This is a genomic window from Prevotella sp. P3-92, assembly GCF_002251205.1.
In the GTDB taxonomy this organism is placed as follows: Bacteria; Bacteroidota; Bacteroidia; order Bacteroidales; family Bacteroidaceae; genus Prevotella.
In genome coordinates this window covers 90,627-114,939 of record NZ_NPJE01000031.1, presented here as the reverse complement: position 1 = coordinate 114,939, position 24,313 = coordinate 90,627, and the positions used below count along the sequence as shown (strand labels likewise).

Below are 24,313 nucleotides of genomic sequence, written 5' to 3'. Positions count from 1 at the left end.
TTACCTTGATTCATGAGTCTAAACTAACTTACAGATTGTAATTTTCTGCAAAGATAGTCATTTCTAACCCATAGAGTCATTTTTTGCTCGTATTTTGTCGCATATCAACCACTTACAACGATTGTTTGTCGTTTTTAGTGGACACTAGTGAATCTAAAGGTATCCGTTTGTATATAGCAATGCATTATCCATAAAGAAATCGCCAAAACAAATCCTCCTATACATACATATACGTATAATTTATTTTTTATTTTTGCCATAGTTGTTTCCTTGCCTCGCTCTTAATTAGTTCCACATCAAAAGAGTTAATTTTAGGTTTCTTTAAAATAATATCACGTGCAATTTGACAAGCTTCTTCGTTCATGTCCATTCTTCTATACGTCCGCATCATACCTTTCATAGGAACAAACCGAACAGGACACATATAAGAAGCTTTGTAATAATAAGACATAGCTTCTTTATACTGTCCCATGGCATAATAATTATCAGCTATCATTATTTGTGAATTAAAATCTATTATGTATTGATTGTATCGTTCTAACATATTATTACTCCTGTCAAATAGAAATTCGTTTTGCAATATTTCTGCATAACTACGAAAAAACAGAGGATTTCCATTCCAATTATTTGCCATTTGTTCCAAAGATACCAAATCCACCTCTTCTTGTTTTGTCTGTCTATACCATTGATATTCATATTTTGCATCATTACCTATAGCAAGGCTTCCCCATAATAAAACGACAATTACAATACCTTTTGGCAAAACAAACTTTTTCACTTTAATACCTTGAGTACCTGAAACTATTTGCGACAAGCATAAAATAACAACAAACCACGTAGATGGATAACGCATTGTATATGTAAAAAGTGACTGTACAACAAACGCCGCCAAGCAACAATGCCAAACACTTCGACGTTGTTTCCAAGATTTATATATTTCACTGCATATCCAAAGTAAAAGAAAGAAACCAACTAATCCATAATTAACCAATAAAAGCAAAGGCTCACACAGGGGGTGTCTCATTTCTCCGGCCAAATCACCATATACACTTAATTTATGTTTCATAAAATATTCAGCTTGTATATTCATTACGTTTGTCTCATATCCCCATGGACCATATCCCAAAAACAAATTTTTCTTAAGTAAAGTCAATGTGTTAGAATATAAGAAAAAACGACCCATTGTTGAATTATTTTTTAAAACAAATAAACATATCAGCAATAATAGCCCTACGCTCAACACCAACACTGTCTGTTTCGAATTCACTTTTTTGTTTATATCTATCACCATTAATGAGCTAAGTAACATTGCAAGTATGCCACTCCGTGATTGTATCAAAACTACACACATAACAATTAGTACGATTATCACCATCGTTGTCCACGAACGATCTTTAAACCATTGTTCTAACACAAAAGGAAAGCAAAGAGACATCAAAACAGAAACTCCAGAAGGATTATCAAATATACCAGTAAAAAGAAAACTCTCATAAAAACGCATCAAGCCAAATGATTGAGCAGAACAAATAATTACAGCTCCAATACTCACTATCAACGAGGCTCTACCTACAACATCATTTGGCACTTTCCTTTCAGAGAAAAACAGCAACAACATTACCGATACTAAAATTATAGGGACAAACACCGAAAAATAGCCGTTATGTCTTACCAGTATATAGAACAACAGAGCTAACACTGACCAAACCAGTTTTTTTTCGCACAGGTAAATTGCCATATCACCTTTACTAAACAACAATAATAACATCCCAATACTTCCAAAAGACAATATTTTCGGATAAATAATATCATCCACAAAAAAAGGAACATAAGCAAAACTTGTAACAATAAAAAATATTGTCACAACGAATACAATATTACATTCGTCTTTTTGTTTATTCAACTGTTGCAAGAAGTCGCACATAATGTACTACAGAATCTGTATTGGCTTCTATAATTATATAATTTTCAATTTTACCTATTTTTTCCTTAGTATCTAGAGAAAAATGTAAGACAGTAGAGTCACCAGGGACTATTATCCGTCTATCAATCAGCACAGTTGTACATCCACAATCACCTCCCACTCTACTTACACGTATATCTTTTTTCCCTTTATTGTAGAGTTTTACAAAATCAGCGCACAGAACACCATGCCTAACCTTTCCAAAATTGCATTCATATTTTGACAAAACAAGACTTTTTTGTTTATTCTTTGTGCATGAAGAATAAACAATACACATAAAAAAAACTATTATTCCTATACGTCCACAATGTATTTTCATTATCTATAATATCTATAATCGTTTTAGTATTTGGGTATCATTATTGGTTTCTGTATGCAAATATACGTATTTTTTTTAAAACACACAACCTTTTTTATATTTTTCATCGTAAATTATAATAATGTGTCACACAAAGGCTTGGGTTGTACGCAAATCTGTAAGCAGGACCGGCTTGGTTTCTATCAAGGCATAACAAGGTAAAAAGAAGTCAATCCCAGCAGGGTTGCACGGCCTCTGCCCCACAGTCTTAACGAAAACACAAAAGAAAAATCGATGTTTCCAAGGTACTTTCACTCGGAAGTGCTAAGAAAAACGAGTTTTTCTTTTGCATTTCGCTCGCTTAATCGTACCTTTGTAGCATAAAACATAAAAGTATGAATCAAAGCGACAGTATAGTAATTATTCCTACTTACAACGAGAAGGAGAATATCGAGAAGATTATCCGTGCGGTCTTTGCACTGGAGAAGTGTTTCCATATCCTAATCATCGATGACGGTTCGCCTGATGGTACTGCTGCCATCGTCCACCATCTGATGGATACAGAGTTTGCCGACAGACTATTTATTGTTGAGCGCAGTGGCAAACTGGGATTGGGAACTGCCTATATCACCGGTTTCAAATGGGCATTGGAACGTGCCTATGAATATGTGTTTGAAATGGATGCTGACTTCAGTCACGATCCTAACGACCTGCCTCGCCTCTATGCAGCATGTGCCGATGAAGGATACGATGTGGCTATCGGCAGTCGTTACGTCAGCGGTGTCAACGTGGTCAACTGGCCCATCGGCCGTGTGCTGATGAGTTATTTCGCATCGAAATATGTAAGAATAGTAACAGGATTCAGCGTTCACGACACCACAGCAGGTTTCAAATGCTACAAGCGCCGTGTGCTACAGACTATCGAACTGGACAAAATCCGCTTCAAGGGTTATGGTTTCCAGATAGAAATGAAGTTTACCGCCTATAAGATAGGATTCAAAATCAAAGAGGTTCCCGTTATCTTTGTCAACCGTCGTGAAGGTACTTCAAAGATGTCGGGTGGCATCTTCGGCGAGGCTTTCTTCGGTGTGATGCGCCTTCGTTGGGATGGTTGGACACGCAAATATCCTAAGATGCCTCAATAATTCGGAGTAATTCCCAATAATCAATCCTCTATCTGTGGATAACTGCAATAGAGAGGATAGTAAAGGAAATGGTCGGAAACCGCTATTCAAAGGTTTCCGACCATTTCTTGAATTTCTCTACGCCTTTCGAACCAAACTTCATGAGCGATGCGATGACGTCATCTACGGTCGATACCCGGTCGGGGTGCGACTTGGAGTAGAACTTGTCTGCATAGCAGATAATCTGTTCTTCGATGGTCTCTGGCACATAATCGGCAGGAGGCAACGGCAGGTGCTGCTCGTTGATTTCCTCAATAGTGAGTCCCGTGCCGGTATGTCGCTCGCAAACTCGCGCATGGTCTGGGTATCCTTCTTCGCGCAACAATTGTCCGCCGATAAGTCCGTGGCGCAGATAAGGTTCGGTACCTTCACAATAGATGGATGGTGCATGACAGCGGAACACCCCTATATCGTGAAGCATAGCTCCCTCCTCCAAAAAGCGCCGGTCAGCACCCAGTTCAGGATGCCGCTGCGCTATCTGCAAAGCGCGTTGCGCCACCTGCCTGCTATGCTTAAGCAACAGACGGCGCAACGCATTGTCTTGCGGATAATACTTATCTATTATCGTCTGATAGTCTATCATTGGTCTCGTTCTATCCAACCGAGGTTGTCGCCACGGCGCACCTTGGCACCCTGTTTGGCTGCCACCTCTACCAGTTTACCGCCAAGGGCAGCAGGAATAGGAACGATTTCGCCCCATGGCGCTTGTATATAACAATAGGTATCACCCTCCTTGTAGCGCTGTCCGACAAACGGTTCGAGACAAGGTTCGCAAGCTCCTTCGCCTGAGAATTCGTAATATACCTGACCTGCCACAGGAGCTGTCAGCGCATCCGCCTTGGCATGTTTGAAAGCAGCCAGTTCTTCTACAGAGAGCTTCGTGCCGAGTTTGGCATCCTTTGCTTTCTGCAAATCGGCAAGGAAATTCTTCTTTGCCATACCGCTCTTATAGATACGATACTGTTCGGGATGCATAGCCAATTCAAAGAGTTCCTCATCGTCCTGACCGCACTCCCAACCATTGTCTTTCATCTCCTTGCGGAATCCATCAAGTGCATTGTCAAGCAATGTATGTGGATCGACATCGGTAAATTCGCGTTTCTGCTTGACAGCGAGTTCTTTCAGTTCGGGTGCGATCTCTCCAGGAATCTTTCCGCTCTTGCCGAGTATCATGCCCCACATGGCATCGTCCATCATCACATAGCGTCCCTTGCCCTGCTCTATCGTCAACAGGTTCATCAAGGCAATATTCTTGGTGTATTGTGAGAATGGTGTCACCAATGGAGGATAACCTACACGTGGCCATACATACTCCACTTCGTTGAAGAGTTTCACCAACATATCGTCCATCGACAGTTCTGCCTCGCCCTTCTTGACACGCAGCTTGTTGATGGCATTGTAGATGCCGCCCAGATCTGCCATCATAGAACCCATCATACCGCCAGGAAGTCCGCAACCGAGCAATAATGACGACATGAGTTTGTTGGCAGGATTGATGAAATATCCCAACCAGTCGTCGATAAACTCCTGAGTGAGCGCACGTGCCTGCATGTAGGCATTCATATTGATTTCGGGCACATCGAAGCCTTCATTCTTCAGCATCGACTGTACCGAGATGATATCGGGATGCACTTTACCCCACGATAGCGGTTCGATGGCCGTATCAATAATATCGGCACCGTTGTTGCACACTTCCAATACAGAAGCCATTGACAGTCCGGGACCGGAATGACCATGATACTGGATGATAATATCGGGGTGGTTGGTCTTGATGAGCTTGGTCAGTTTACCCAACAGGGCAGGCTGTCCTATACCAGCCATATCCTTCAGACAGATTTCCTCGGCACCGGCAGCTATCAGCTCATCGGCAATGGCAGAGTAGTATTCTGCAGTATGAATAGGCGATGTGGTGATGCAGAGTGTTGCCTGCGGTATCATGCCTGCTTCTTTTGCCCACTTAATAGAAGGTATGATGTTTCGGGTATCGTTGAGTCCACAGAAGATGCGGGTAATATCTGTACCTTGTGCCTTCTTCACTTTATACATCAGTTGGCGCACATCATCAGGTACAGGATACATGCGCAACGCATTAAGACCACGGTCGAGCATGTGAGTCTGTATGCCCACTTCGTTGAAAGGCTTACAGAAAGCACGTACGGCCTCGTTAGGGTTTTCGCCAGCCAACAGGTTCACCTGCTCGAAAGCACCGCCGTTGGTTTCCACACGAGCAAAACATCCCATGTCGATGATTACCGGAGCAATACGTGCCAACTGATCTTTGCGGGGTTGAAACTTGCCAGACGACTGCCACATGTCGCGATAGACAAGACTGAATCTGATTTTCTTCTTCATAAGGCTAATAATCTCGTTAGTTATAGTTATTTCGTTGCAAATGTACAAATAAAAACCAATACTTACACCAAAAATCGGAGATATTTTGTACTTTTGCATCGAAAACTAAAAAATACCGATTATGACGAAGACAATACTGACTATTGCCTCGGCCTTACTTCTATTGGCTGCGTGTGGCAAAAAGGAGGCTCCGCAAGCCGAAAAAGCCACTGACAACTATCTGAAACGGCAACCGGGCGACTCAACCCTATATGGTCTGGCATGCGACGGTACTACCGATTCGCTCTTGGTGCTTCTCCCCTACACCGGTGCCGATCCTGACACCTTCGACATCATCAATGCCAGTCAGCAGAAACAGATATTCGGCAAACCGTTTATCGGTGACGAACTGGCTGTGATTCTCAATCCTGAAGACAAGGCAGAGGCGCTGACAGTCATCAACCTCGACGACCTCAAAGGACAATGGGCTTTCATGGTCAAGCCCAAACTGCGCGACTATGACAAAATGTCGCGTCGTCTTCGTCGGCGCATGATGGCAGAGATGCCCGATTCTGTCAAAGAATCATTGCTCGTACCGCGTGAGTATGTGTTGCAGTTTAAGCGTGGATACAGTATGACTACCAGAGGCATGAAACACCAACAGACAACCGACGAGATGAGTGCTGTGGTGTATCCAGAAATCAAGCGATACACGGAGTGGAGACTTTTCAACGGTAAGTTGATTATGGCTTCTGGGACGATGGAAATGCCATCGGGCACTAAAGGTACAAAGCAGAAGATTGACCGTGACACCTGTCGCATCGTAGAACTCACCAAAGACACACTTGTGTTGCGCTTCAGCGATGGCGACTGGAGTTTCTATCGCAAGAAAAACAACTAAGTGTTAGCCGTACTATAACATATAAGGTGGAAGAGTACTCTTCCACCTTATTTTTTCTACTGGACCTTTATCCGGTCTTGTCTGCATCACAGTCCGTGCTGCATCATACGGTGCTCTGCCATTTGCTCATATTTTGTGCCGGGCAGTCCGTAATTGGCATAAGGATAGATGCTGATACCTCCACGCGGAGTGAAAATGCCAGTCACCTCGATATACTTCGGCTCCATCAGTTTGATGAGATCCTTCATGATGATATTCACACAGTCTTCATGAAAATCGCCGTGGTTGCGAAAAGAAAAGAGATAGAGTTTCAGACTCTTGCTCTCCACCATCTTTTCTGCTGGAATATACATGATTTTAATCTCTGCGAAGTCAGGCTGTCCTGTGATAGGACAGAGTGAAGTGAACTCAGGACAGTTGAACTGCACCCAATAGTCATTACCCGGATGCTTGTTGACAAAGGTCTCCAGCACCTCTGGCGCATAATCCATGCGATAGTCGGTTTTGCGACCCAAGGCCTGCAAATGGTCTTCTTGTCTTGTTTCCATCAGAATGAAAAGATTTTAAAGATGTTGTAATTGATGTCTTCGTCATAGACATCCTCCTGGTCGTGACGCTTGGTAAATGCCACTACGCGGATGGTTACAGGCAGAACGATAATCTCGTAGAGTGTCTTGATGCACACCTGTGAAATGATGAGCGACGGCATCTCCTCCCAGGGAATCACACCACCAAGAGCGAGCGGGAAGAAGATAATCGAGTCGGCAGACTCGCCAAACACAGTACTGGCAATGGCGCGAAACGAGAATCCCTTACCTGCAGTCATCATTTTCATGCGGCTCATCACATAGGCATTGATAAACGAACCGGCGAGAAATGCCACAAATGATGCGGCAACGATACGCGGGGCCAGTCCGAAGATCTGATGGAATCCCTCGTCGCCATTCCAATAATCGGCACCGGGAATCCAGTCGGCTATTGCTCCAAACATCACAAAGAGGAAGTTCATGGCAAAGCCCAGCCAGATGAGCATACGTGTGCGACGGTATCCCCACACCTCGCATACCACATCGTTGATGATGTAGCTCACGGGGAATACGATAAGACCTGCCGTCACATTGACGAAACCAAATGAGATTTGCTTTGTTTCCAATACGTTTGCCGTAATGAGGCAGACGCAGAACAGTATGCCGAAAAGCATAAACAGCACACTGACTTTTTGATTGTCGTGTTTCATATTCTTGTTTTGTTAAAGGGGGTTGAGCAAGTACCCCTAGGTTTTTCGCCTGCAAAGGTACGAATAAGTGAGTGAAAAGCAAAAGAAATCCAAAAAATTCTTTTGGTTTTCCGAACGTGAGTACCTAAGGTTCGTAGGACCAAAGGTACGAATAAGTGAGTGAAAAGCAAAAGAAATCCAAAAATTTCTTTTGGTTTTCCGAACGTGAGTACCTAAGGTTCGTAGGACCAAAGGTACGAATAAGTGAGTGAAAAGCAAAAGAAATCCAAAAATTTCTTTTGGTTTTCTGAACGCAAGTAGATTCATCAATCTGCCCGATTCTACAAAAATCATCAGAATATGTTTGGATGTTTTTATATGTATTTGTATCTTTGCAGAAAACTATAAAATATTATGGCAAGAAACAGAGAAGAATCATGGGATGCCATGTATCAATTGGCAGTAGCTTATGTCATGGAGCATCATCAGATGCCCGCCAAAAGCAACAAGGAGTATGCCAACATCTTGAACTGGTGGAAATACAATCGAAAGAAATATAACCAAGGAACGCTCAATAATAGTCATGCAGAAAAGCTGATAGAACTCAGTAAAATGCGGACGATACACGAACTACATTAATATATTGACGATGATGAAAACAAACAGAAGCCATCACTTACCTATGATTATCGCCATAGGCATGGCATTGAGCATCATTATTCCACTACAGGCCCTTGCTCAAAAGAAGAATCCGCCTCTGGTCTTTGCCCACGAAAACCAGCATCTGTCACTTATGCAGAAAGCATACTATAAAGAGCGTACATTGACAGCACAACCCTTGTTACCCAATCCTTTTCTGATGGACAACGGCAAGAAAGAGGTGAAACGCTACGGACAATGGGCACAGAGACGTGCCGAACTGTTGGCAAGTATTCAGAAATATGAAATCGGCATGAAGCCTGCGGTAAGCATGGACGATATTGATGCCCGCATGAACGGCGACACCCTTATCGTCGATGTACACGTGGACGGACAGACCCTGACTCTCTCGTCCGTCATTACTTATCCCAAAGGTGGTAAAGCACCCTATCCGCTCATCATCGGAGCCAGTCGCAACTCTATTCCTGCACAACTCTTCACAGCGCGCAATATCGCTTTGATGACCTTCAGAGAGAGTCAGGTGAACAACTACACCCAATGGGGGAAGCACGACAGGCGCGGTCTGTATCAATTCGACCGACTCTATCCTTCGCTAACAGCCAATGGGGCCTATAGTGAATGGGCATGGGGATTCAGCCGACTGCTTGACGGACTACAGAAACTCGGTCCAGAACAAACACACATCGACATGAAGCATATCGGAGTGACAGGATGCTCGTATGCTGGAAAAATGGCGCTCTTCTGTGGAGCCATGGACGAACGCGTGGCATTGATCATCGCACAAGAACCCGGAGGCGGAGGTGCTGCGTCATGGCGTGTATCGCGCACCATAGGTAAGGTGGAAACACTCGACCGTACAGACTACAACTGGTTTTTGGAATCAATGAAGACAACATTCGCTGAAGAACGTGTAGATCTGTTGCCTCACGACCACCACGAACTCATTGCCCTGTGCTGCCCACGTGCCGTATTACTTTTAGGCAATCCTGACTACGAATGGCTGGCTGATCCTTCCATGTATGTTTCTGCAGAAGCTGCCATCAAGGTTTGGCAGCGTTTCGGTATTGCCGACCGCATCGGTTATTCCATCGTACCGGGACATGACCATTGCCAATTGCCCGAATCACAATATCCGGAAGTCGTTGCCTTCATAGAACGTTTCCTCTTGGGCAAGAGCGACACACCTACCACAATACGTATTGCGCCGGCAGACTATCAACAGAAATACGATGTGAAACGATGGGTCAACTGGTAGAGCGTATGAATAAAAAAGCTATTGTGATAGGAGCCACCTCCGGTATCGGACGCGAAGTGGCTTTACAACTGGCTGAAAAAGGATGGCTGGTAGGCATTGCCGGTCGGCGCACAGACCTTTTAAGAGAGGTACAACGTCAGGCGCCAGAAGGTCGCATCGCTTGTTTCCGACAGATAGATATTACCAAGGATGATGCCTCTGACCTTCTGCAGGAGATGATCAGCGAGATGGGAGGCATGGATCTCTATTTCCACAGTTCGGGTATCGGTTGGCAGAACACCACGCTCGATATTGACAAGGAGCTGCAAACCGTAGCCACCAATGGTATGGGCTTTGTGCGGATGGTAGCTACTGCCTACCGGTGGATGGCAGGAAACCATAAGAAAGGACACATCGCCTGTATCACCTCGATAGCAGGAACCAAAGGACTGGGAGCCGCCCCTGCCTATTCTTCTACCAAGCGTTTCCAAAACCATTATATAGAATGTCTCTCCCAACAGGCGCGAATGCGTCATCTGCCTATCCTGTTCACAGACATCCGACCGGGTTTTGTAAAGACCGACCTCATTGCTGGCAATCATTATCCCCTACAGCTTGATGCCCATCGGGTGGCAAAAGCCATTGTCGATGCGATAGAAAGGGAAAAGGCTATCAAAGTTATCGACTGGCGTTATGCCATCCTTGTATTCTTTTGGCGCCTCATTCCCCATTGGCTTTGGACTCGCATGAAGATTGGGTAAGTGCCAAAACAACCATTTTTCTCTATAGAAAAAAAAACAACGTTTTCGTTAAGCCAAATGAGCAGAATAAAGCTCGCTTTAATTCTGTCATGGCGAGAAAACGAAGGAGAAATCCAACGTTTTCGTTAAGCCAAATGAGCAGAATAAAGCTCGCTTTAATTCTGTCATGGCGAGAAAACGAAGGAGAAATCCAACGTTTTCGTTAAGCCAAATGAGCAGAGATAAGCTTGCTGAAGATAGGCGGCACCTCGGAAATAAAAGAAAAACAAGGTTTTTCTTTGTATTTCACTCGGTTTGCACTATCTTTGTAGCGGTAAAACAAAAACAATATGAAGAAAATTTTAACTTTGGCCCTAATGGCCATATCACTGGGCGCATACGCACAGGAAGATGTGTATAAAGTGCAGATGGATGCCATCGATGCACAGGGTGAACAAGTAATGAAAGAGTATCGTGCACTACGCGAGAAAGACCCTAAAGGGGAACTGCCGGAGACTAAAGCACGCATCGTACAGTTGTCAAACCAGATGGACTCACTCAGCGGAGTACAACTCAAACTGGTACGTACCATCATCCGCGACAATAAAAACAATACGATTCCTGCCAAATACATCCTCAGCGCCATGTACGACTTCGACTATAATGAGTTGAAGAGTATTCTCGATCCTACTGCTGCCTACTACAACTGCCCGGAACTCGACCGTCCCAAGAAACTCTTGGCGGGTATGGAGAAAAGAGCACCTGGCAAGAAATTTACTGATCTGCAGATGAACGACACAGACGACCGCTATGCTCCATTGAGCCAATGGGTAGGAAAAGGTCAGTATGTATTAGTGGATTTCTGGGCTTCATGGTGCGGTCCCTGCCGACAGGAAATGCCTAATCTGGTTGCCAACTATGAGAAATACCACGACAAAGGATTTGAGATTGTGGGTGTTTCCTTCGACCAAAAGAAAGAGGCTTGGGTGGAAGGCATTCAGAAACTCGGTATGAAATGGCCACAGATCAGCGACCTCAAAGGTTGGAAGTGTGCTGCAAGTGAGGTTTATGGTGTAGCAAGCATCCCTTCCAACATACTGGTTGACCCCAACGGCATCATCGTTGCCATGGATCTTCGCGGTGAGAAGGTTGGCGAGAAACTCAAGGAAATCTACGGAGAATAAACTACCGCTTATAAATATAATATGGGCTTTACAGCAAACAAACCTGCTGCAAAACCCATATTTCTTTATATCGCAATGCTGGCTATGCCTGACTCAACAACCAAGCCATATAACCAAGGAAGCCTGCGGTAAGCACACCACCTTCCCAGCGTGCCACCGTATATCGGGTACGCGCAAAAAACCATACCAGAGCGACCGATACCAAGGTCATCAGCAGATCTATCATCGTGATACCGTTAATCTGCATCGGACAGATAAGAGCTGTCACACCAAGTATCATCAGTACATTGAACACATTACTGCCAATAACATTTCCGATCGCCATGGCAGAACGGCCTTTACGGGCTGCCACTACACTCGTTGCCAGTTCGGGCAACGAAGTACCGCCAGCCACAATCGTCAGTCCGATGACACTCTCACCTACTCCCAACGAAGTGGCAATACGCGATGCGGCACCGACAAACCAATCACTACCGAATACCAAGGCTGCCAAACCGACCACCACATAGATGATGCTCAACCATACCGGTTGCGCCTTCACCTGTGCTGTTTCCGAATCATCGGCTTTGGCATGCTTCAACGTATAATACATGAATAGGACATAGCCCACCAGCAACATCACACCATCCAAGCGACCGATAGTGTGTCCGGTGATGGTCCACGACAGTTGCCCGTCAATACATGCCAACACCAATAGTACCGATGCAATTACGGCAAACGGGATGTCTTTATGTACCGTAGAACGGCTGATGACCATCGGGGCTACCATGGCGGCACAGCCCACAATAAGCATCGCATTCATAATATTCGAACCGACCACATTACCCACCGCCAAATCGGGGGTGCCCTTCAATGCCGATACCAGACTGACAAAGAGTTCGGGTGCCGACGTACCAGCAGCCACAATGGTCAGACCAATGACAATTTCTGAAACATGCAGCCGACGGGCTAATGCCGAAGCACCTTCTGTCAGTCGGTCTGCTCCTGCCAATACAACAGAAATGCCGATAATCACGATAATGATGTCGAGTATCATAAAAACAATTTCTTGATCTCTAAAAGACTATTCTTCGTCATCCCAATCGAAATCATCGAAGCCCTCAAGCGACGGTCCGATAAAATCATCGAGCGCACGACGTTCCTTCTTCGTAGGACGACCTGTGCCACGGGCACGATCCACAAAACCGCTGATGCGGTTCATCTCCAGCAGTTCATACTGATCGGGAGTTGTCACATTCTCATAAATCTCAGGCAAGAGTTTGGCACCGACACGCTGCTCAATGGTTTTGAGAACCTTGAAAGAATAGGTGACGGGAGGCTTACGCACACTTACCGTCTCACCAACCTTCACCATACGTGAAGGCTTCACGTTGACACCACCGATAGTGACACGACCATTCTTGATGGCGTCAGCGGCAATGCTGCGTGTCTTGAAGATTCGTGCAGCCCACAGCCATTTGTCTATACGTGCCAGTTCAGCCATTCTGCTTCACTCCTTTCCCCAGCTTGTTATACTGGTTCATGGTGATGTCAATACCCGCCAACACAAAGCTGCGGATAATCTCCACACCAAGGTCAAGAGCCGGCTGAAGCGTCTTCATATCGTCGTCACTATAGCGTCCCAACACATAATCCACCTGCATGCCTTGCGGATAATCGTTGCCGATTCCCATGCGCAAACGGGCATACTGCTGTCCGATGAGTTGCTGGATATGTCCCAATCCGTTATGTCCGCCATTAGAACCATTGGCTTTCAGTCGGAAATGTCCAAGTGGCAGAGCAACATCGTCGCTGATGACGAGCAAACGGCTCTGGTCGATATTCTCTTTGTTGAGCCAATAGCGCACGGCATTACCGCTAAGATTCATATAAGTGGTAGGTTTCAGCAGAAATACCTTACGGCCTTTGATAGAAACCTCTGCCACATACCCATAACGCTTGTCCTCAAAAACAATATTGGACGCTTTAGCAAAAGCGTCCAATACCATAAATCCAGTATTGTGGCGGGTCATATCGTATTCACTACCGACATTGCCCAAACCGACAATCAAGTATTTGTCCATGCTCTATGCAGTCAGATTATTCTGCAGTGGCAGCAGCCGAGCGAGATGCACGGGTAGCCTTAACAGAGCAAACGATAACCTCTTTTGGAGTGGCGATCTCAAGACCTTCGAAGCTGAGGGCAGCCACCTTGATGCTCTTACCGAGCTCGAGGTTTGTAACATCGATGTTCAGAATTTCAGGAATCTGCTGATAAGGAGCGGTAACGTTGATCTTGCGGATCTGGAGCTGAAGCTTACCACCATCGCGCACACCCTGGGCCAGACCGTTGAGCTTAACGGGAATACCTACAGTGATGTTCTTGGTGTCGTTCACCTCGTAGAAGTCTGCGTGAAGCAGAGCATCGGTTGTTGGGTGGAACTGAAGCTCCTTGATGATAGCCTTGTGCTCTTCACCGTCGATGTTCAGCACTACTACATATACATGAGGAGTATAAACTACCTTGCGGAGTTCTGCCATAGAAGCTACAAATGAGAATGCTACGGGAAGTCCGTTCTCATCTTTCTTCTCACCATACAAATTACAGGGTACGAGTCCTTCTTTGCGAAGCTGTTTAGAGGCTTTTTTGCCCAAATCGGTGCGCTTCTGACCGTTTACGTTGATTTCTTTCATAATAATAAATGTGTTACTCTAAATTAAGTTGTTTTTGCTTAATTCACCATCACACGAAGCGAAAAAGCGGTGCAAAGGTACGAAAAATTTGTGAAATGCCCATAACATCCACTACTTTTTTACATTATTTCATCGCTTTTCTTGCACGAGAATGGATTTCTTTGTATTTTTGCACTTGATAAGAGTATCAAAATAATTATTTTCAACAGATTTATGATTAATCGGGAATTAATAAGAATCAAGACCGTTCAGTTAACCTATGCCTATTATCAAAACGGCAGCAAGAACATTGAATCGGCAGAGAAGGAACTTCTTTTCAGCCTCTCCAAGGCCTACGATATGTATGCCTATCTGCTGGCGCTCATTGTTGGCATTACAAAAGAGTCGCGCAGACATTTGGAGGTTGCCCAGGCGAGGGCACAGCGCGAAGGCACAGAAATGCCATCACAGAAGTTCGCTTACAACCGTTTTGCACTGCAGCTTGAAGAGAACAAGATGCTCAACGAGCTGATGGAAACACAGAAGAAATCGTGGAACGACAATCCCGAATTTCTTAAAAAGTTGTATCTTCAGATTACGGAAAGTCAGATTTACCACGATTATATGGCTGACGAGCAAGACGATTACGCTGCTGACCGCGAGGTGTGGCGTAAGATTTATCGTACGTTCATTCAGAATAATGACGACCTTGACGCCCTGCTTGAAGAAGAGAGTCTTTACTGGAACGACGACAAGGACATCGTTGACACCTTCGTACTGAAGACCATCAAGCGTTTCGACGAGAAGAAGAAAGCCAGTCAGGAGTTGCTGCCAGAATACGACAGCGAGGAAGACAAGGACTATGCACGCAAGCTGTTCCGCTATGCCATCCTCAATGCCGATGAATATCAGCATTTCATGAGCGAAGCTTCCATCAACTGGGACTTCTCCCGTCTGGCCTATATGGACATCATCATCATGCAGGTGGCCATTGCAGAGATGCTATCCTTCCCCAGCATTCCCATCAACGTTACCATCAACGAGTTTGTAGAGATTGCCAAGGCCTACTCTACCCCACGCAGTGGCAGTTACATCAATGGTATGCTCGACAACATTGCCCATCATCTCATTGAAACAGGACGTTTGCTCAAGCGCATTGACGACAGAAACGATAAGATTACACAATAAAAACAATATTAACGACTATGACACAGATTATCCTCGCCGCACAAGCCGGTGGTGCCCAGGGTGGCAGCATGAGTTTTATCATTATGATGGTGGCTATCTTTGCCATCATGTATTTCTTCATGATTCGCCCTCAGCAGAAGCAACGCAAGAAGATTCAGCAGTTTCAGAACTCTCTGGCCGAAGGTCAAGAAGTTGTAACCGGCGGTGGCATCTATGGCAAAGTGAAGCGCGTTGACCTGGCAAAAGGCATCATCGAAGTGGAGATTGCCCATGGTGTAGTTATCAAAGTTGATAAAAACTTTGTATATGACAATGTGGCTGCTACCATGCAGACCGCTCAAAAATAACATCCGGCATTCATGCCGCGACTATTAAGTCAGCATTTTGAATCCACAACACCTGACACGGATCACCAGACGTTTCTTGTTCAGCACCATGAGCAAGCAACTTCTGGTGTTTCTGTTTTTTCTTTTTCTATCGGGAGCTTTCTGGCTTATTCTCACTCTCAATGAGACCTACGAACAGGAAGTGAAGGTTCTCATACGCATCAAGGGTGTCCCTCGCAATGCCGTACTCACCTCGTCTGAGACAGATACCATCCGCGTCACCTTACGCGACAAGGGTTGGGTCATCATGGGCTATCTTTACAACCACACCACAATGGTCAATATTCCCTTCAAGACCTATGACCGAGGGCAAGGAAAAGGAGCGGTTAGCAGCAGTGAACTCAAACGCCTCATCGAACTACAACTGGAATCGTCCACCTCTATTATCAGCATGAAGCCCGACAGGGTGGATTTCAGTTATAACAACGGTGAGCGCAAGCGTGTACCGGTAAGATGGGCTGGCCGTGTCATCCCCGAACAGCTTTATTTCATCTCACATGTGCAATATTGGCCCGACAGTGTTGACGTTTATGCCTCAAGCGAGAAACTCGACAGCATTCGTGCCATGTTCACCGAGCCGCTCAACTATGCAGGATTCCGCGACACTTTGATGGTTGACTGCCGGTTGGCACATATTAAAGATGTGAAGGTTGTACCTGAATATGTGCGCATCGGATTCTTTACCGATGTTCTCACCGAAGAGAGTATCGATGGTGTAACCATTCAAGCCATCAACATGCCGAAGGGTAAAGTGTTGCGCACCTTCCCGCAAAAGGTCAAGGTGAACTTCATCACGGGTGTCAACCAGTTCAGGTCGTTGCGCCCAGAGGACTTCACCGTTGTGGCAGACTACCAGGAAATCATGCAGCATCCGTCTGACAAGTGTAACATCTACCTGCGCAATGTGCCTCATGGCATCAGTCGCGCCACTCTCGAAATGAAACAGGTGGATTATCTCATCGAAGAAGAATGAAGATAGGTATCACAGGAGGAATCGGAACAGGTAAGAGTTACGTGTGTCGCCTGCTCAAACAGCGTGGCATCGAGGTTTACGACTGCGACGAGGCTGCCAAACGCCTCATTCGCACCTCACCTATTATATATAAAGGACTCTGCCAACTCATCGGCCCCGATGCTTTTCTCTGTCAGACCGACAAAGACGAACACACGCTCAACAAGGCTGCCGTGACGCGTTTCCTCTTGCAGAGCGATACCCATGCGCAAGCCATCAACGACATCGTCCATCCTGCCGTATTCCGCGATTTCGAGGAGAGCGGCATCCAGTGGATGGAGAGTGCCATCCTCTTCGAATCAGGCATCAACCGCTTGGTCGATAAGGTTGTCATGGTGAGTGCTCCCGATGAGGTGCGCATCAACCGAGTCATGTCACGCGACCACATCAGCAGGGAGAAGGTGATGCAGTGGATGCAACGCCAATGGTCTCAGGAAAAAGTGCGGCAGCTGTCTGACTTCGAGATTGTCAACGACGGCATACAGCCCCTCGAACCACAAATAGAAACAATTATCAAACAATTAGCATACAAATCATGAAACAGACTATTTTAGCCATCTCGGGCAAACCGGGACTTTACAAACTCGTGTCACGCGGCAACAACAGCCTCATCGTTGAGGCACTCGATGCGACACATAAGCGCATGCCTGCTTTCGGCAACGACCGTATCACATCACTGGCCGACATCGCCATGTTTACCGAAACAGACGATGTGCCCTTGATGACCATCCTCGCCTCACTGCGTGATTTGGAAGGTGGCAAGGAGTCAAGCCTCAACTACAAGAAGGCAAGTCCTGCCGAACTCCATGAGTATTTCACCAAGGTGTTGCCTGAATGGGATCGCGACCGCGTTCACAACAGCGACATCAAAAAGCTCATTCAGTGGTACAACATCCTTGTAAAAGCTGGTGTTACCGACTTTGAAGAGGAGATGGCTCCCACAGAGGGCGACAATATCGACGACCGCAAAGCAGAATAATCCTGTCGTCAATATCCCCCATAAGAAAGGTGCAGACCAATAATAATGGCCTGCACCTTTTCATGTATTGTTGAAAACAGTTGATGTTAGAATCTGCGAGGACGGCCGAAACCTCCACCAGGACCATGCCCGGGACCACCAAAGCCAGGACCGCGCATGCCTCGACGGTTATCATGTGGACCGCGCATGCTCGACTTGCCTCCGAAGATATTCAGCCTGTATGATGCGGTCAGCATGGCATAGTTGGTAATGGCGTTGTATTCCGTATCAGCACGCTGCATGGCGTTGACCGTGCGGCTGAAGGTGGATTGCTGATGAAGGATGTCGTAGAGCTGGAGTGACACGGTGAGTGCGTTGCCACGGAGGAACGACTGCGAGAGTTGTGCATTCCATATCAGTTCGTTGGTATTCATCGACGAGTCGCTGAAACCACGACGACTGTTCATATTGAGTCCTGACGACAGTTGCGTACCCCACGGTGCGGTCAGCATCAAACTGGCACCATAGGAGAAGGTCCATGTGTCGAGGTTGTTGTTGGCCTGCAGTTTACTGCGAGCGTGCATATAACTGAGTGAACCGTTGAGTTCAAATTCCAACCAATCGTTGCGGTAGCTGGCAGCAATGCGTTCGCTGAGATTCGTAGTGCGAGTGGTTGACTTCTGTGAGTCTGCCTTATCCACACTGACATATCCTACACTGTTGCTGTAGTTCACCGTCGTGAAGGTGTTCACATTGAAATAGGCAGCAGTATCGATTGCGGTATTGAACATAAACATACCGAAGGCATTCCAGTTGCCGTTGATATTCTCAGGCCGTGTGGTTCGTCCACCGGTTGTCTTATCGTAGGTCACCATATTGGAGATGGAGTTGTCGGTAGTTGAAAACATCAGATGCGCCATAATGCTACGCTGATGATTCTGGATATAGTTGTTGTAGAAAAGACGGAAATTTTGGGTGAACGATGGTTTCAGTCCTGGGTTACCCTTCTTGACGTTGAGTGGATTGCTGTCATCGGTAATATCGAGCAGATCGGTCATTGAAGGCTGACTGGTATTTCCGCGGTAGGTGAAGCGCAACTGACTCAACTTCGAAATCTTCCAACGGAAATCGGCTGTCGGGGTAACATTGGTCACCGTACGGGTGGTATCAGTATGTACGCTCTGATAGTCCTGCACGAAGTGTGACTTCTGTGGCACTACCTGCACACCCACATTGAAATTATAGTCTTTTTTTATCACGCGCAACATGACATCGGCTGTGTGGATGTAGTTTTTATATTCCGAATAACGGCTGAGCTTATTGTCGCGATAGTTGTCGAGCGAGGCATTGCCCAGGAACGAGAGGTAACTGTCCCACTGGCGGTAGTCTGCATCGACATCAAAGAAGTTGGCGTTGATATTGCTGAGGTCGTAAGTACCACGGTCGCTCTTCGAGTATTTATACTGATACTGGTAACTGAACTGCAAATAAGTTTTGGGCAGGATAGGTTCGCTGTAGAGGGCTTTAATACTGTAGTTCCAGTTGGTAGTGGGAGTCACGGCGTATCTGTTGGCTTGATAGGTTGAGTCGCTACCCGCACTATTAAGCAGTTGGAAATACTCCACCATACTGTTGGTAAACGATTTGCTCATGCCGTCACCATAGTTAGCGCCCAGGGTCAAGGTCACGTTGCGGCCGTTGGCATTCAACTTGCGGTTCATCTGCAATTTTGCACCAGCATTTTTCGAATCGCTATAACTGAGCGAGTTGTCGTTGTTACGGTTTTTGACGAGTCCGTCGTTGCGCATGGCTTCCACCAGTTCATCATTGTTGAGGGGGTCGTTGCCATAGGTATAGGGGTCTTCATCAAAGGTCAGCGAATAACCTTTGCTGAGTCCGTCGTTGGAACCATAGGTGAAGTGCGGACGAAACATGATATTGGTCATGCTGTCGGGAGTCCATTCCAAACGCATGCGTACATCCCAGTTGTTGGATCGTGTATAGTTCTGGTTACGGCTGTTGCCAAAGGTAGAGGCTGTTCCGCTTAGGAAGTTTTCGGTTGATTTCAACACATAGGTATCACCGTCGCTGTGGTTCCAGCGCACACTACCGTCGAGAATCAGCTTATCGGGAATCTCATAGTTGAGGTTGAAACCCACCATCTTGGTAGCTGTCAGTCCCTGTCGTCCACCGCCGAAGCGTCCACCGCCACCGCCGGGGAATCCCATATCGTTTACATTGTTAGCACTCATCATACCGAAGGCCTTAAGGTCTTTGCTCTGCGTACCGCCAAAGGCACGGTTGCTGTAACGGTCTTTCGTACCAGCCCCGAGATTCACGTTGAGCATCTGTCCGTGGTTCATGCCCTTCTTCACACCGAAGTCGAGCACGGTTTCCTCTTCGCCATCATCAATACCTGTCACACGCGCCTGGTCACTCTTCTGATCGTATGCCCGCACACGTTCTACAATAGAGGTGGGCAGATTCTTCATGGCTGTCTTGGTGTCACCTGTCATAAACTCCTTACCGTCGATCAGTATTTTTTTCACCTCCTTGCCGTTGATGGTGATCTTACCTGAGTCGTCAACCTGTGCACCAGGGAGGCGACGCACGAGTTCTTCCACTACCGATCCTTCTGGAGTGCGGTATGCTGATGCATTATATACAAAGGTATCGGCCTTGACAGTCACCTTGGCTGCATGTCCGGTAACGGTGGCTCCTTTCAGCATAATAGCATCGGGCGAAAGGGCAATAGTGCCCAAAGCCACATTCTTGTCGGCTGTCACATTGATGCGCTTGGTATAGGTTTTAAATCCCACACAGGTCACCTGAATAATATATCGGCCTGTGGCTGGTGCTTTCAGCGAGAACTGTCCATTCAAATCAGTCAACACACCTTTCACCATCGTACTGTCTGTCTTCAACAGGCGTACGGTGGTCTGTGCCACTGGATCCTGCGAGTCGTTTTCAATCACTTTACCCGTAATGGAGCGCTGCGCCATGGCTATTATGGCAATGGTCAACGTCATCAGGGTCATTAGGAATCTCTTTTTCATTTTCTATAGGTAACGTTTTAAGTTCAATCTGGGGTTTTTGACGCTTAAATCGCCAAAGAGTTTAACCCAAAAAACAGGAAAAATGCCCATTTCGTCAATTATCTATAATTTTTATAGACGAAATTGCAAATTTTATACTAATTTTGCAGACAGAAATGAAACAACAGAAGGTTATCATATCACAAAACATTCGGAAAGCAATCGACGAAGCTGTAGCGGCATGTAGCCACGACCGTCTTTTGGTGCTTGTTGATGAAACAACGCTCAAAGTATGTTGGCCACTGGTCTGCCAATGTCCGTCGATGCACGATGCACAGTTGATCACCATCGGCTGTACCGACACTCACAAGACGCTCGACACCCTATCCTTTGTTTGGAGCGAAATGCAACGCCTTGGTGCCACACGCCATTCGCTGATGGTCAATCTGGGTGGTGGCATGGTCACCGATTTAGGTGGGTTTGCTGCTTCCACATTCAAGCGCGGCATTGCTTATATCAACATCCCCACTACCCTGCTCTCTATGGTCGATGCCAGTGTTGGCGGCAAGACGGGCATCAATTTCGGAGGATTGAAAAATGAAATCGGTGTATTCAACAATGCCTGTTGTGTCATCCTCGATACTGAATTTCTGCACACCATGGATCGGGAGAATATTCTCTCTGGCTATGCGGAGATGTTGAAACACGGACTGATTTCCACCAAAGAACGCTGGAGTCAATTGGTTTGTTTCGACCCTGTCACCTCGCACATCACCAGTGAGATGGTGGCTGATAATGTGAGTGTGAAGCAACACATCGTGACGGAAGATCCCACAGAGCACGGCATCCGCAAAGCACTCAACCTCGGACATACGGCAGGACATGCTTTCGAATCGTTGGCATTGGAGCGCCAGCCTATTCTTCACGGCTATGCGGTGGCATACGGACTGATTGTAGAGTTGTATCTCTGTTGTGTCAAGACTGGATTTCCCACCGACATCATGCGTCAGACCGTGGCATTCATCAAGGAGAACTACGGACGGATGGCAATCACCTGCGACGACTATCCTCGACTGATAGAATTGATGCACCACGACAAGAAGAATGTGGGCAACACCATCAACTTCACGCTTTTGGGCCATGTGGGCGACATCCGCATCGACCAAACAGCTACTGAAGACGAAATCAAAGAGGCACTCGATTTCTATCGTGAGTGCTGAACCGATATACCCATCATGATGCTTTGGCATCATTTCGTTCTACTACCTATTTATAATACTAACAACCGAAAAGAGGGACGAATCCGTGAGGACACGTCCCCCTTATGTTTTCAGTCCTTTTATATTCTGATTGATGATCTGTGATTATTGAGTGTCATCCATGCATTCCGTGTGCAACCGCCATTTGTTCAGCTTCGGCACGTGCAGGTTTGCCGGTCGCAGTCTGAGGCAGATGTGTTACGGTGAAGATGCTTCGTGGTTGCCAATAGCGAGGCAGATGATTACGACAAATGTTGCGAAGGCCTTCCCTGTCATCACTCTCCGTCAGCATGACCACCTGTTGCCCCAATACCGGATGAGGTGCACGGGTTATCATCAACGGCACATCGGTATAAGCATGCAACAACCGCTCCACCTCTTCCATCTGAATCTTGATGCCACCCGAACATATCACATTATCGCGCCTGCCAAGAATACGGAAACATCCGTCAGCACGCAGTTCCACGATATCGTTGGTCACGAGCACTCCCTCATGTACGGCAGGAGCATCTATCGTCAAACAACCTTCGGCGGTAACCGACAGACCGACACCTTCAAAAGGTTTGTACCATTCCGACCGTTGCGGCCCGTTGAGCCGGCGGAGGGCGATATGCGACAACGTCTCGGTCATTCCGTAGGTGCTCCATACGGCATGTGGGAAGTCTCGGAGCTGTGCAGCCAATTGGTCATCGATGGATCCACCGCCGATAATCAGTTGCCGAATATCCATGATCCGTTGCCGTTGCTCATCATTCTTCAGCGATTGCCACACCTGCAGGGGCACCATGGCAGCAAAGTCAATCTGCTGTAGTGATGGAGGCAAGAGGGCAAGAGGATGGCTACTGGGTTCTACCGTTGTCAGCCGCAGTTGACTCACCAGCGACCTGACCACCATCATCTTACCGGCTATATAGTCGAGTGGCAGACAGAGCAAAGCGGTGTCTCCTGCTTTCAGTCCGAGGAAACGGCAGGTAATACGTGCCGACGCTTCCATGCGTCGTTTCTCCACCCACAGGGGTTTGGGTTTCCCTGTCGATCCACTGGTGTGTACGAGCAGGGTGTCACTGTCGTTGTGCCATTCCTCCAAAAACTCTTCTATCTGCATCGCCATAGTTTGTCGCCCTTGATGGTCAGCGGCATGGGTATATTATCCGTAAAGAGTTGGCCGGTGCCCAGTCCTTGGGGCATGCGGATGGCAGAACCATAGATATCGGCTGTGAGTTGGGCAATGGCGTCAAGACCGACATTACTCTCCAATGCTGAGGTTATCCAACTGCCTATTCCCATATCGCGAGCTGTCTCTACCCACTCTCTTACTCCCATCATACCGCCATGCAATGAGGGTTTCAATACGATATAAGCGGGACGGATGATGTTGAGCATCTGTCGTTTTTGGTCTCTGTCGTTCACACCGATGAGTTCTTCATCGAGTGCGATGGGCAATGGTGAGTTGTGACAGAGTTCTGCCATGAAGCTCCACTGCCCGGCACGAATGGGCTGTTCGATGGAGTGGATTGCATATTGCGCTAAGAGTTCCATGCGGTAGAGTGCATCTTCAAAGTCAAATGCTCCGTTGGCATCGACACGCAGCTCCACCTCCCGATGGCTGTATCTGTTGCGTATGCGCTTCACGAGTTCGAGTTCATCCTCAAAGCGGATGGCACCAATCTTGAGTTTCACGCAGTGGAATCCCTGGTCGAGTTTCTGGTCGAGCCGTTGGGTCATCTCTTCGAAATTGCCCATCCATACCAGTCCGTTGATGGTGATTCCTTCTTCTCCCCTGCTGAATGGGGTGTCGAAGATGATGTCACCCGCTTGCAGATGGAGCATGGCGGTTTCCAGTCCGAAGAGCATCGAGGGATAGTCGCGCAGGAGTTCTGGGTCGAAACATCCCGTCTGTTCTATCTGGTCGCAGAAGCGGCGCAACAGTTGGGCGTAGTCTGAACGGTCGTCACAACTGAGTTGGGGTAGCGGAGCACATTCTCCCACGCCCTGACGATTGCCATCGGTGACGGTCACAAACCACGACCGACGGTCGGTATAGATGCCTCGTGATGTTCCGGCAGGCTGTCGGAAATGGAGCACCCGCTCTTCCAAGTCTATCTTATACATTGC

At 46.8% G+C, this 24,313-nt stretch carries 25 protein-coding genes; 12 read left to right on the top strand and 13 right to left on the bottom strand.

From position 1 onward, the window contains the following. Positions 1-247: 247 nt before the first annotated feature. Together CIK93_RS04990 and CIK93_RS04985 are read right to left on the bottom strand one after the other, a co-directional pair. A complete protein-coding gene (locus CIK93_RS04990) occupies positions 248-1,900 on the bottom strand; it encodes an O-antigen ligase family protein (RefSeq protein ID WP_158215474.1) in 1,653 nt (550 codons plus the stop codon). Beyond that, complete coding sequence (locus tag CIK93_RS04985; RefSeq protein ID WP_094446757.1) at positions 1,893-2,279, bottom strand: DUF1573 domain-containing protein; 387 nt, start codon at positions 2,277-2,279, stop codon at positions 1,893-1,895. Before CIK93_RS04985 ends, CIK93_RS04990 begins: the two co-directional genes overlap by 8 nt. A gap of 374 nt (positions 2,280-2,653) precedes the next feature. Between CIK93_RS04985 and CIK93_RS04980 the strand changes: the two genes are divergently transcribed. Next, the gene (locus tag CIK93_RS04980; protein ID WP_094390892.1) at positions 2,654-3,403 is read left to right on the top strand and encodes a polyprenol monophosphomannose synthase; all 750 of its coding nucleotides are present in this window, start codon (positions 2,654-2,656) and stop codon (positions 3,401-3,403) included. Between the two features lie 82 nt (positions 3,404-3,485). Here the strand turns inward: CIK93_RS04980 and CIK93_RS04975 are convergent, their stop codons facing one another. Both CIK93_RS04975 and CIK93_RS04970 read right to left on the bottom strand, forming a co-directional pair. Then, positions 3,486-4,022 carry an HD domain-containing protein gene (locus tag CIK93_RS04975; RefSeq protein WP_094390902.1) on the bottom strand — a complete coding sequence of 179 codons (537 nt, stop codon included), beginning with the start codon at positions 4,020-4,022 and terminating at the stop codon, positions 3,486-3,488. Beyond that, positions 4,022-5,794 (bottom strand): oxaloacetate decarboxylase, encoded by a 1,773-nt coding sequence (locus tag CIK93_RS04970; protein WP_094390891.1) that lies wholly within the window; start codon positions 5,792-5,794, stop codon positions 4,022-4,024. Before CIK93_RS04970 ends, CIK93_RS04975 begins: the two co-directional genes overlap by 1 nt. A 121-nt stretch (positions 5,795-5,915) precedes the next feature. On the opposite strand from CIK93_RS04970, the gene CIK93_RS04965 reads away from it, so the two are divergent. Beyond that, positions 5,916-6,674 carry a hypothetical protein gene (locus CIK93_RS04965; protein WP_094390890.1) on the top strand — a complete coding sequence of 253 codons (759 nt, stop codon included), beginning with the start codon at positions 5,916-5,918 and terminating at the stop codon, positions 6,672-6,674. An 86-nt stretch (positions 6,675-6,760) separates the two neighbouring features. On the opposite strand, the gene queF is transcribed toward CIK93_RS04965, so the two are convergent. Continuing rightward, complete coding sequence (gene queF, locus CIK93_RS04960) at positions 6,761-7,222, bottom strand: preQ(1) synthase (protein ID WP_094390889.1); 462 nt, start codon at positions 7,220-7,222, stop codon at positions 6,761-6,763. After that, positions 7,222-7,911: a queuosine precursor transporter gene (locus CIK93_RS04955; protein WP_094446756.1), complete on the bottom strand. Its 690-nt coding sequence runs from the start codon at positions 7,909-7,911 to the stop codon at positions 7,222-7,224. Before CIK93_RS04955 ends, queF begins: the two co-directional genes overlap by 1 nt. A gap of 393 nt (positions 7,912-8,304) precedes the next feature. Between CIK93_RS04955 and CIK93_RS04950 the strand changes: the two genes are divergently transcribed. The 4 genes from CIK93_RS04950 (at position 8,305) to CIK93_RS04935 (ending at position 11,708) form a co-directional block, all read left to right on the top strand. Beyond that, entirely contained in the window at positions 8,305-8,529 is a 225-nt protein-coding gene (locus tag CIK93_RS04950; protein ID WP_094390887.1) for a helicase associated domain-containing protein, read from the top strand. A 10-nt stretch (positions 8,530-8,539) separates the two neighbouring features. Beyond that, positions 8,540-9,805 carry a S9 family peptidase gene (locus CIK93_RS04945; RefSeq protein WP_254046738.1) on the top strand — a complete coding sequence of 422 codons (1,266 nt, stop codon included), beginning with the start codon at positions 8,540-8,542 and terminating at the stop codon, positions 9,803-9,805. Further along, complete coding sequence (locus CIK93_RS04940) at positions 9,790-10,545, top strand: SDR family oxidoreductase (RefSeq protein ID WP_254046737.1); 756 nt, start codon at positions 9,790-9,792, stop codon at positions 10,543-10,545. Before CIK93_RS04945 ends, CIK93_RS04940 begins: the two co-directional genes overlap by 16 nt. Positions 10,546-10,874: 329 nt before the next feature. Next, on the top strand, positions 10,875-11,708 hold the full coding sequence (locus tag CIK93_RS04935; protein WP_094390886.1) for a TlpA disulfide reductase family protein: 834 nt from the start codon (positions 10,875-10,877) through the stop codon (positions 11,706-11,708). Positions 11,709-11,790: 82 nt separating this feature from the next. Here CIK93_RS04935 and CIK93_RS04930 read toward each other — a convergent pair whose 3' ends face one another. The 4 genes from CIK93_RS04930 to CIK93_RS04915 are packed head-to-tail and all read right to left on the bottom strand — an operon-like array spanning position 11,791 to position 14,381. Further along, complete coding sequence (locus CIK93_RS04930; protein WP_094446755.1) at positions 11,791-12,744, bottom strand: calcium/sodium antiporter; 954 nt, start codon at positions 12,742-12,744, stop codon at positions 11,791-11,793. 27 nt (positions 12,745-12,771) lie between these two features. Then, on the bottom strand, positions 12,772-13,191 hold the full coding sequence (locus tag CIK93_RS04925) for an RNA-binding S4 domain-containing protein (RefSeq protein ID WP_058322667.1): 420 nt from the start codon (positions 13,189-13,191) through the stop codon (positions 12,772-12,774). Next, entirely contained in the window at positions 13,184-13,771 is a 588-nt protein-coding gene (gene pth / locus CIK93_RS04920; protein WP_094390884.1) for an aminoacyl-tRNA hydrolase, read from the bottom strand. The genes CIK93_RS04925 and pth overlap by 8 nt, the downstream gene beginning before the upstream one ends. Positions 13,772-13,787: 16 nt before the next feature. Further along, entirely contained in the window at positions 13,788-14,381 is a 594-nt protein-coding gene (locus CIK93_RS04915; RefSeq protein WP_094390883.1) for a 50S ribosomal protein L25/general stress protein Ctc, read from the bottom strand. Between the two features lie 213 nt (positions 14,382-14,594). Between CIK93_RS04915 and nusB the strand changes: the two genes are divergently transcribed. The 5 genes from nusB (at position 14,595) to CIK93_RS04890 (ending at position 17,925) form a co-directional block, all read left to right on the top strand. Beyond that, entirely contained in the window at positions 14,595-15,548 is a 954-nt protein-coding gene (gene nusB / locus CIK93_RS04910) for a transcription antitermination factor NusB (RefSeq protein ID WP_094446754.1), read from the top strand. A 17-nt stretch (positions 15,549-15,565) separates the two neighbouring features. Further along, complete coding sequence (yajC, locus tag CIK93_RS04905) at positions 15,566-15,895, top strand: preprotein translocase subunit YajC (RefSeq protein WP_094446753.1); 330 nt, start codon at positions 15,566-15,568, stop codon at positions 15,893-15,895. An 88-nt stretch (positions 15,896-15,983) separates the two neighbouring features. Then, the gene (locus CIK93_RS04900) at positions 15,984-16,907 is read left to right on the top strand and encodes a hypothetical protein (protein WP_094434110.1); all 924 of its coding nucleotides are present in this window, start codon (positions 15,984-15,986) and stop codon (positions 16,905-16,907) included. Beyond that, positions 16,904-17,485: a dephospho-CoA kinase gene (gene coaE, locus CIK93_RS04895; protein ID WP_094390880.1), complete on the top strand. Its 582-nt coding sequence runs from the start codon at positions 16,904-16,906 to the stop codon at positions 17,483-17,485. The genes CIK93_RS04900 and coaE overlap by 4 nt, the downstream gene beginning before the upstream one ends. After that, the gene (locus CIK93_RS04890; protein ID WP_094390879.1) at positions 17,482-17,925 is read left to right on the top strand and encodes a DUF5606 domain-containing protein; all 444 of its coding nucleotides are present in this window, start codon (positions 17,482-17,484) and stop codon (positions 17,923-17,925) included. Before coaE ends, CIK93_RS04890 begins: the two co-directional genes overlap by 4 nt. Positions 17,926-18,011: 86 nt before the next feature. On the opposite strand, the gene CIK93_RS04885 is transcribed toward CIK93_RS04890, so the two are convergent. Next, positions 18,012-20,960: a TonB-dependent receptor gene (locus CIK93_RS04885; protein WP_173815117.1), complete on the bottom strand. Its 2,949-nt coding sequence runs from the start codon at positions 20,958-20,960 to the stop codon at positions 18,012-18,014. A 155-nt stretch (positions 20,961-21,115) separates the two neighbouring features. Here CIK93_RS04885 and CIK93_RS04880 point away from each other — a divergent pair, with 155 nt between their 5' ends. Then, positions 21,116-22,159, top strand: a complete 1,044-nt coding sequence (locus CIK93_RS04880; protein WP_094446752.1) for a 3-dehydroquinate synthase family protein — start codon at positions 21,116-21,118, stop codon at positions 22,157-22,159. Between the two features lie 154 nt (positions 22,160-22,313). On the opposite strand, the gene CIK93_RS04875 is transcribed toward CIK93_RS04880, so the two are convergent. Together CIK93_RS04875 and menC are read right to left on the bottom strand one after the other, a co-directional pair. Then, positions 22,314-23,303, bottom strand: coding sequence for an AMP-binding protein (locus CIK93_RS04875; RefSeq protein ID WP_094446761.1), 990 nt, complete (start codon positions 23,301-23,303; stop codon positions 22,314-22,316). After that, on the bottom strand, positions 23,294-24,310 hold the full coding sequence (gene menC, locus CIK93_RS04870) for an o-succinylbenzoate synthase (RefSeq protein WP_094446751.1): 1,017 nt from the start codon (positions 24,308-24,310) through the stop codon (positions 23,294-23,296). The genes CIK93_RS04875 and menC overlap by 10 nt, the downstream gene beginning before the upstream one ends. Between the last annotated feature and the right edge of the window lie 3 nt (positions 24,311-24,313).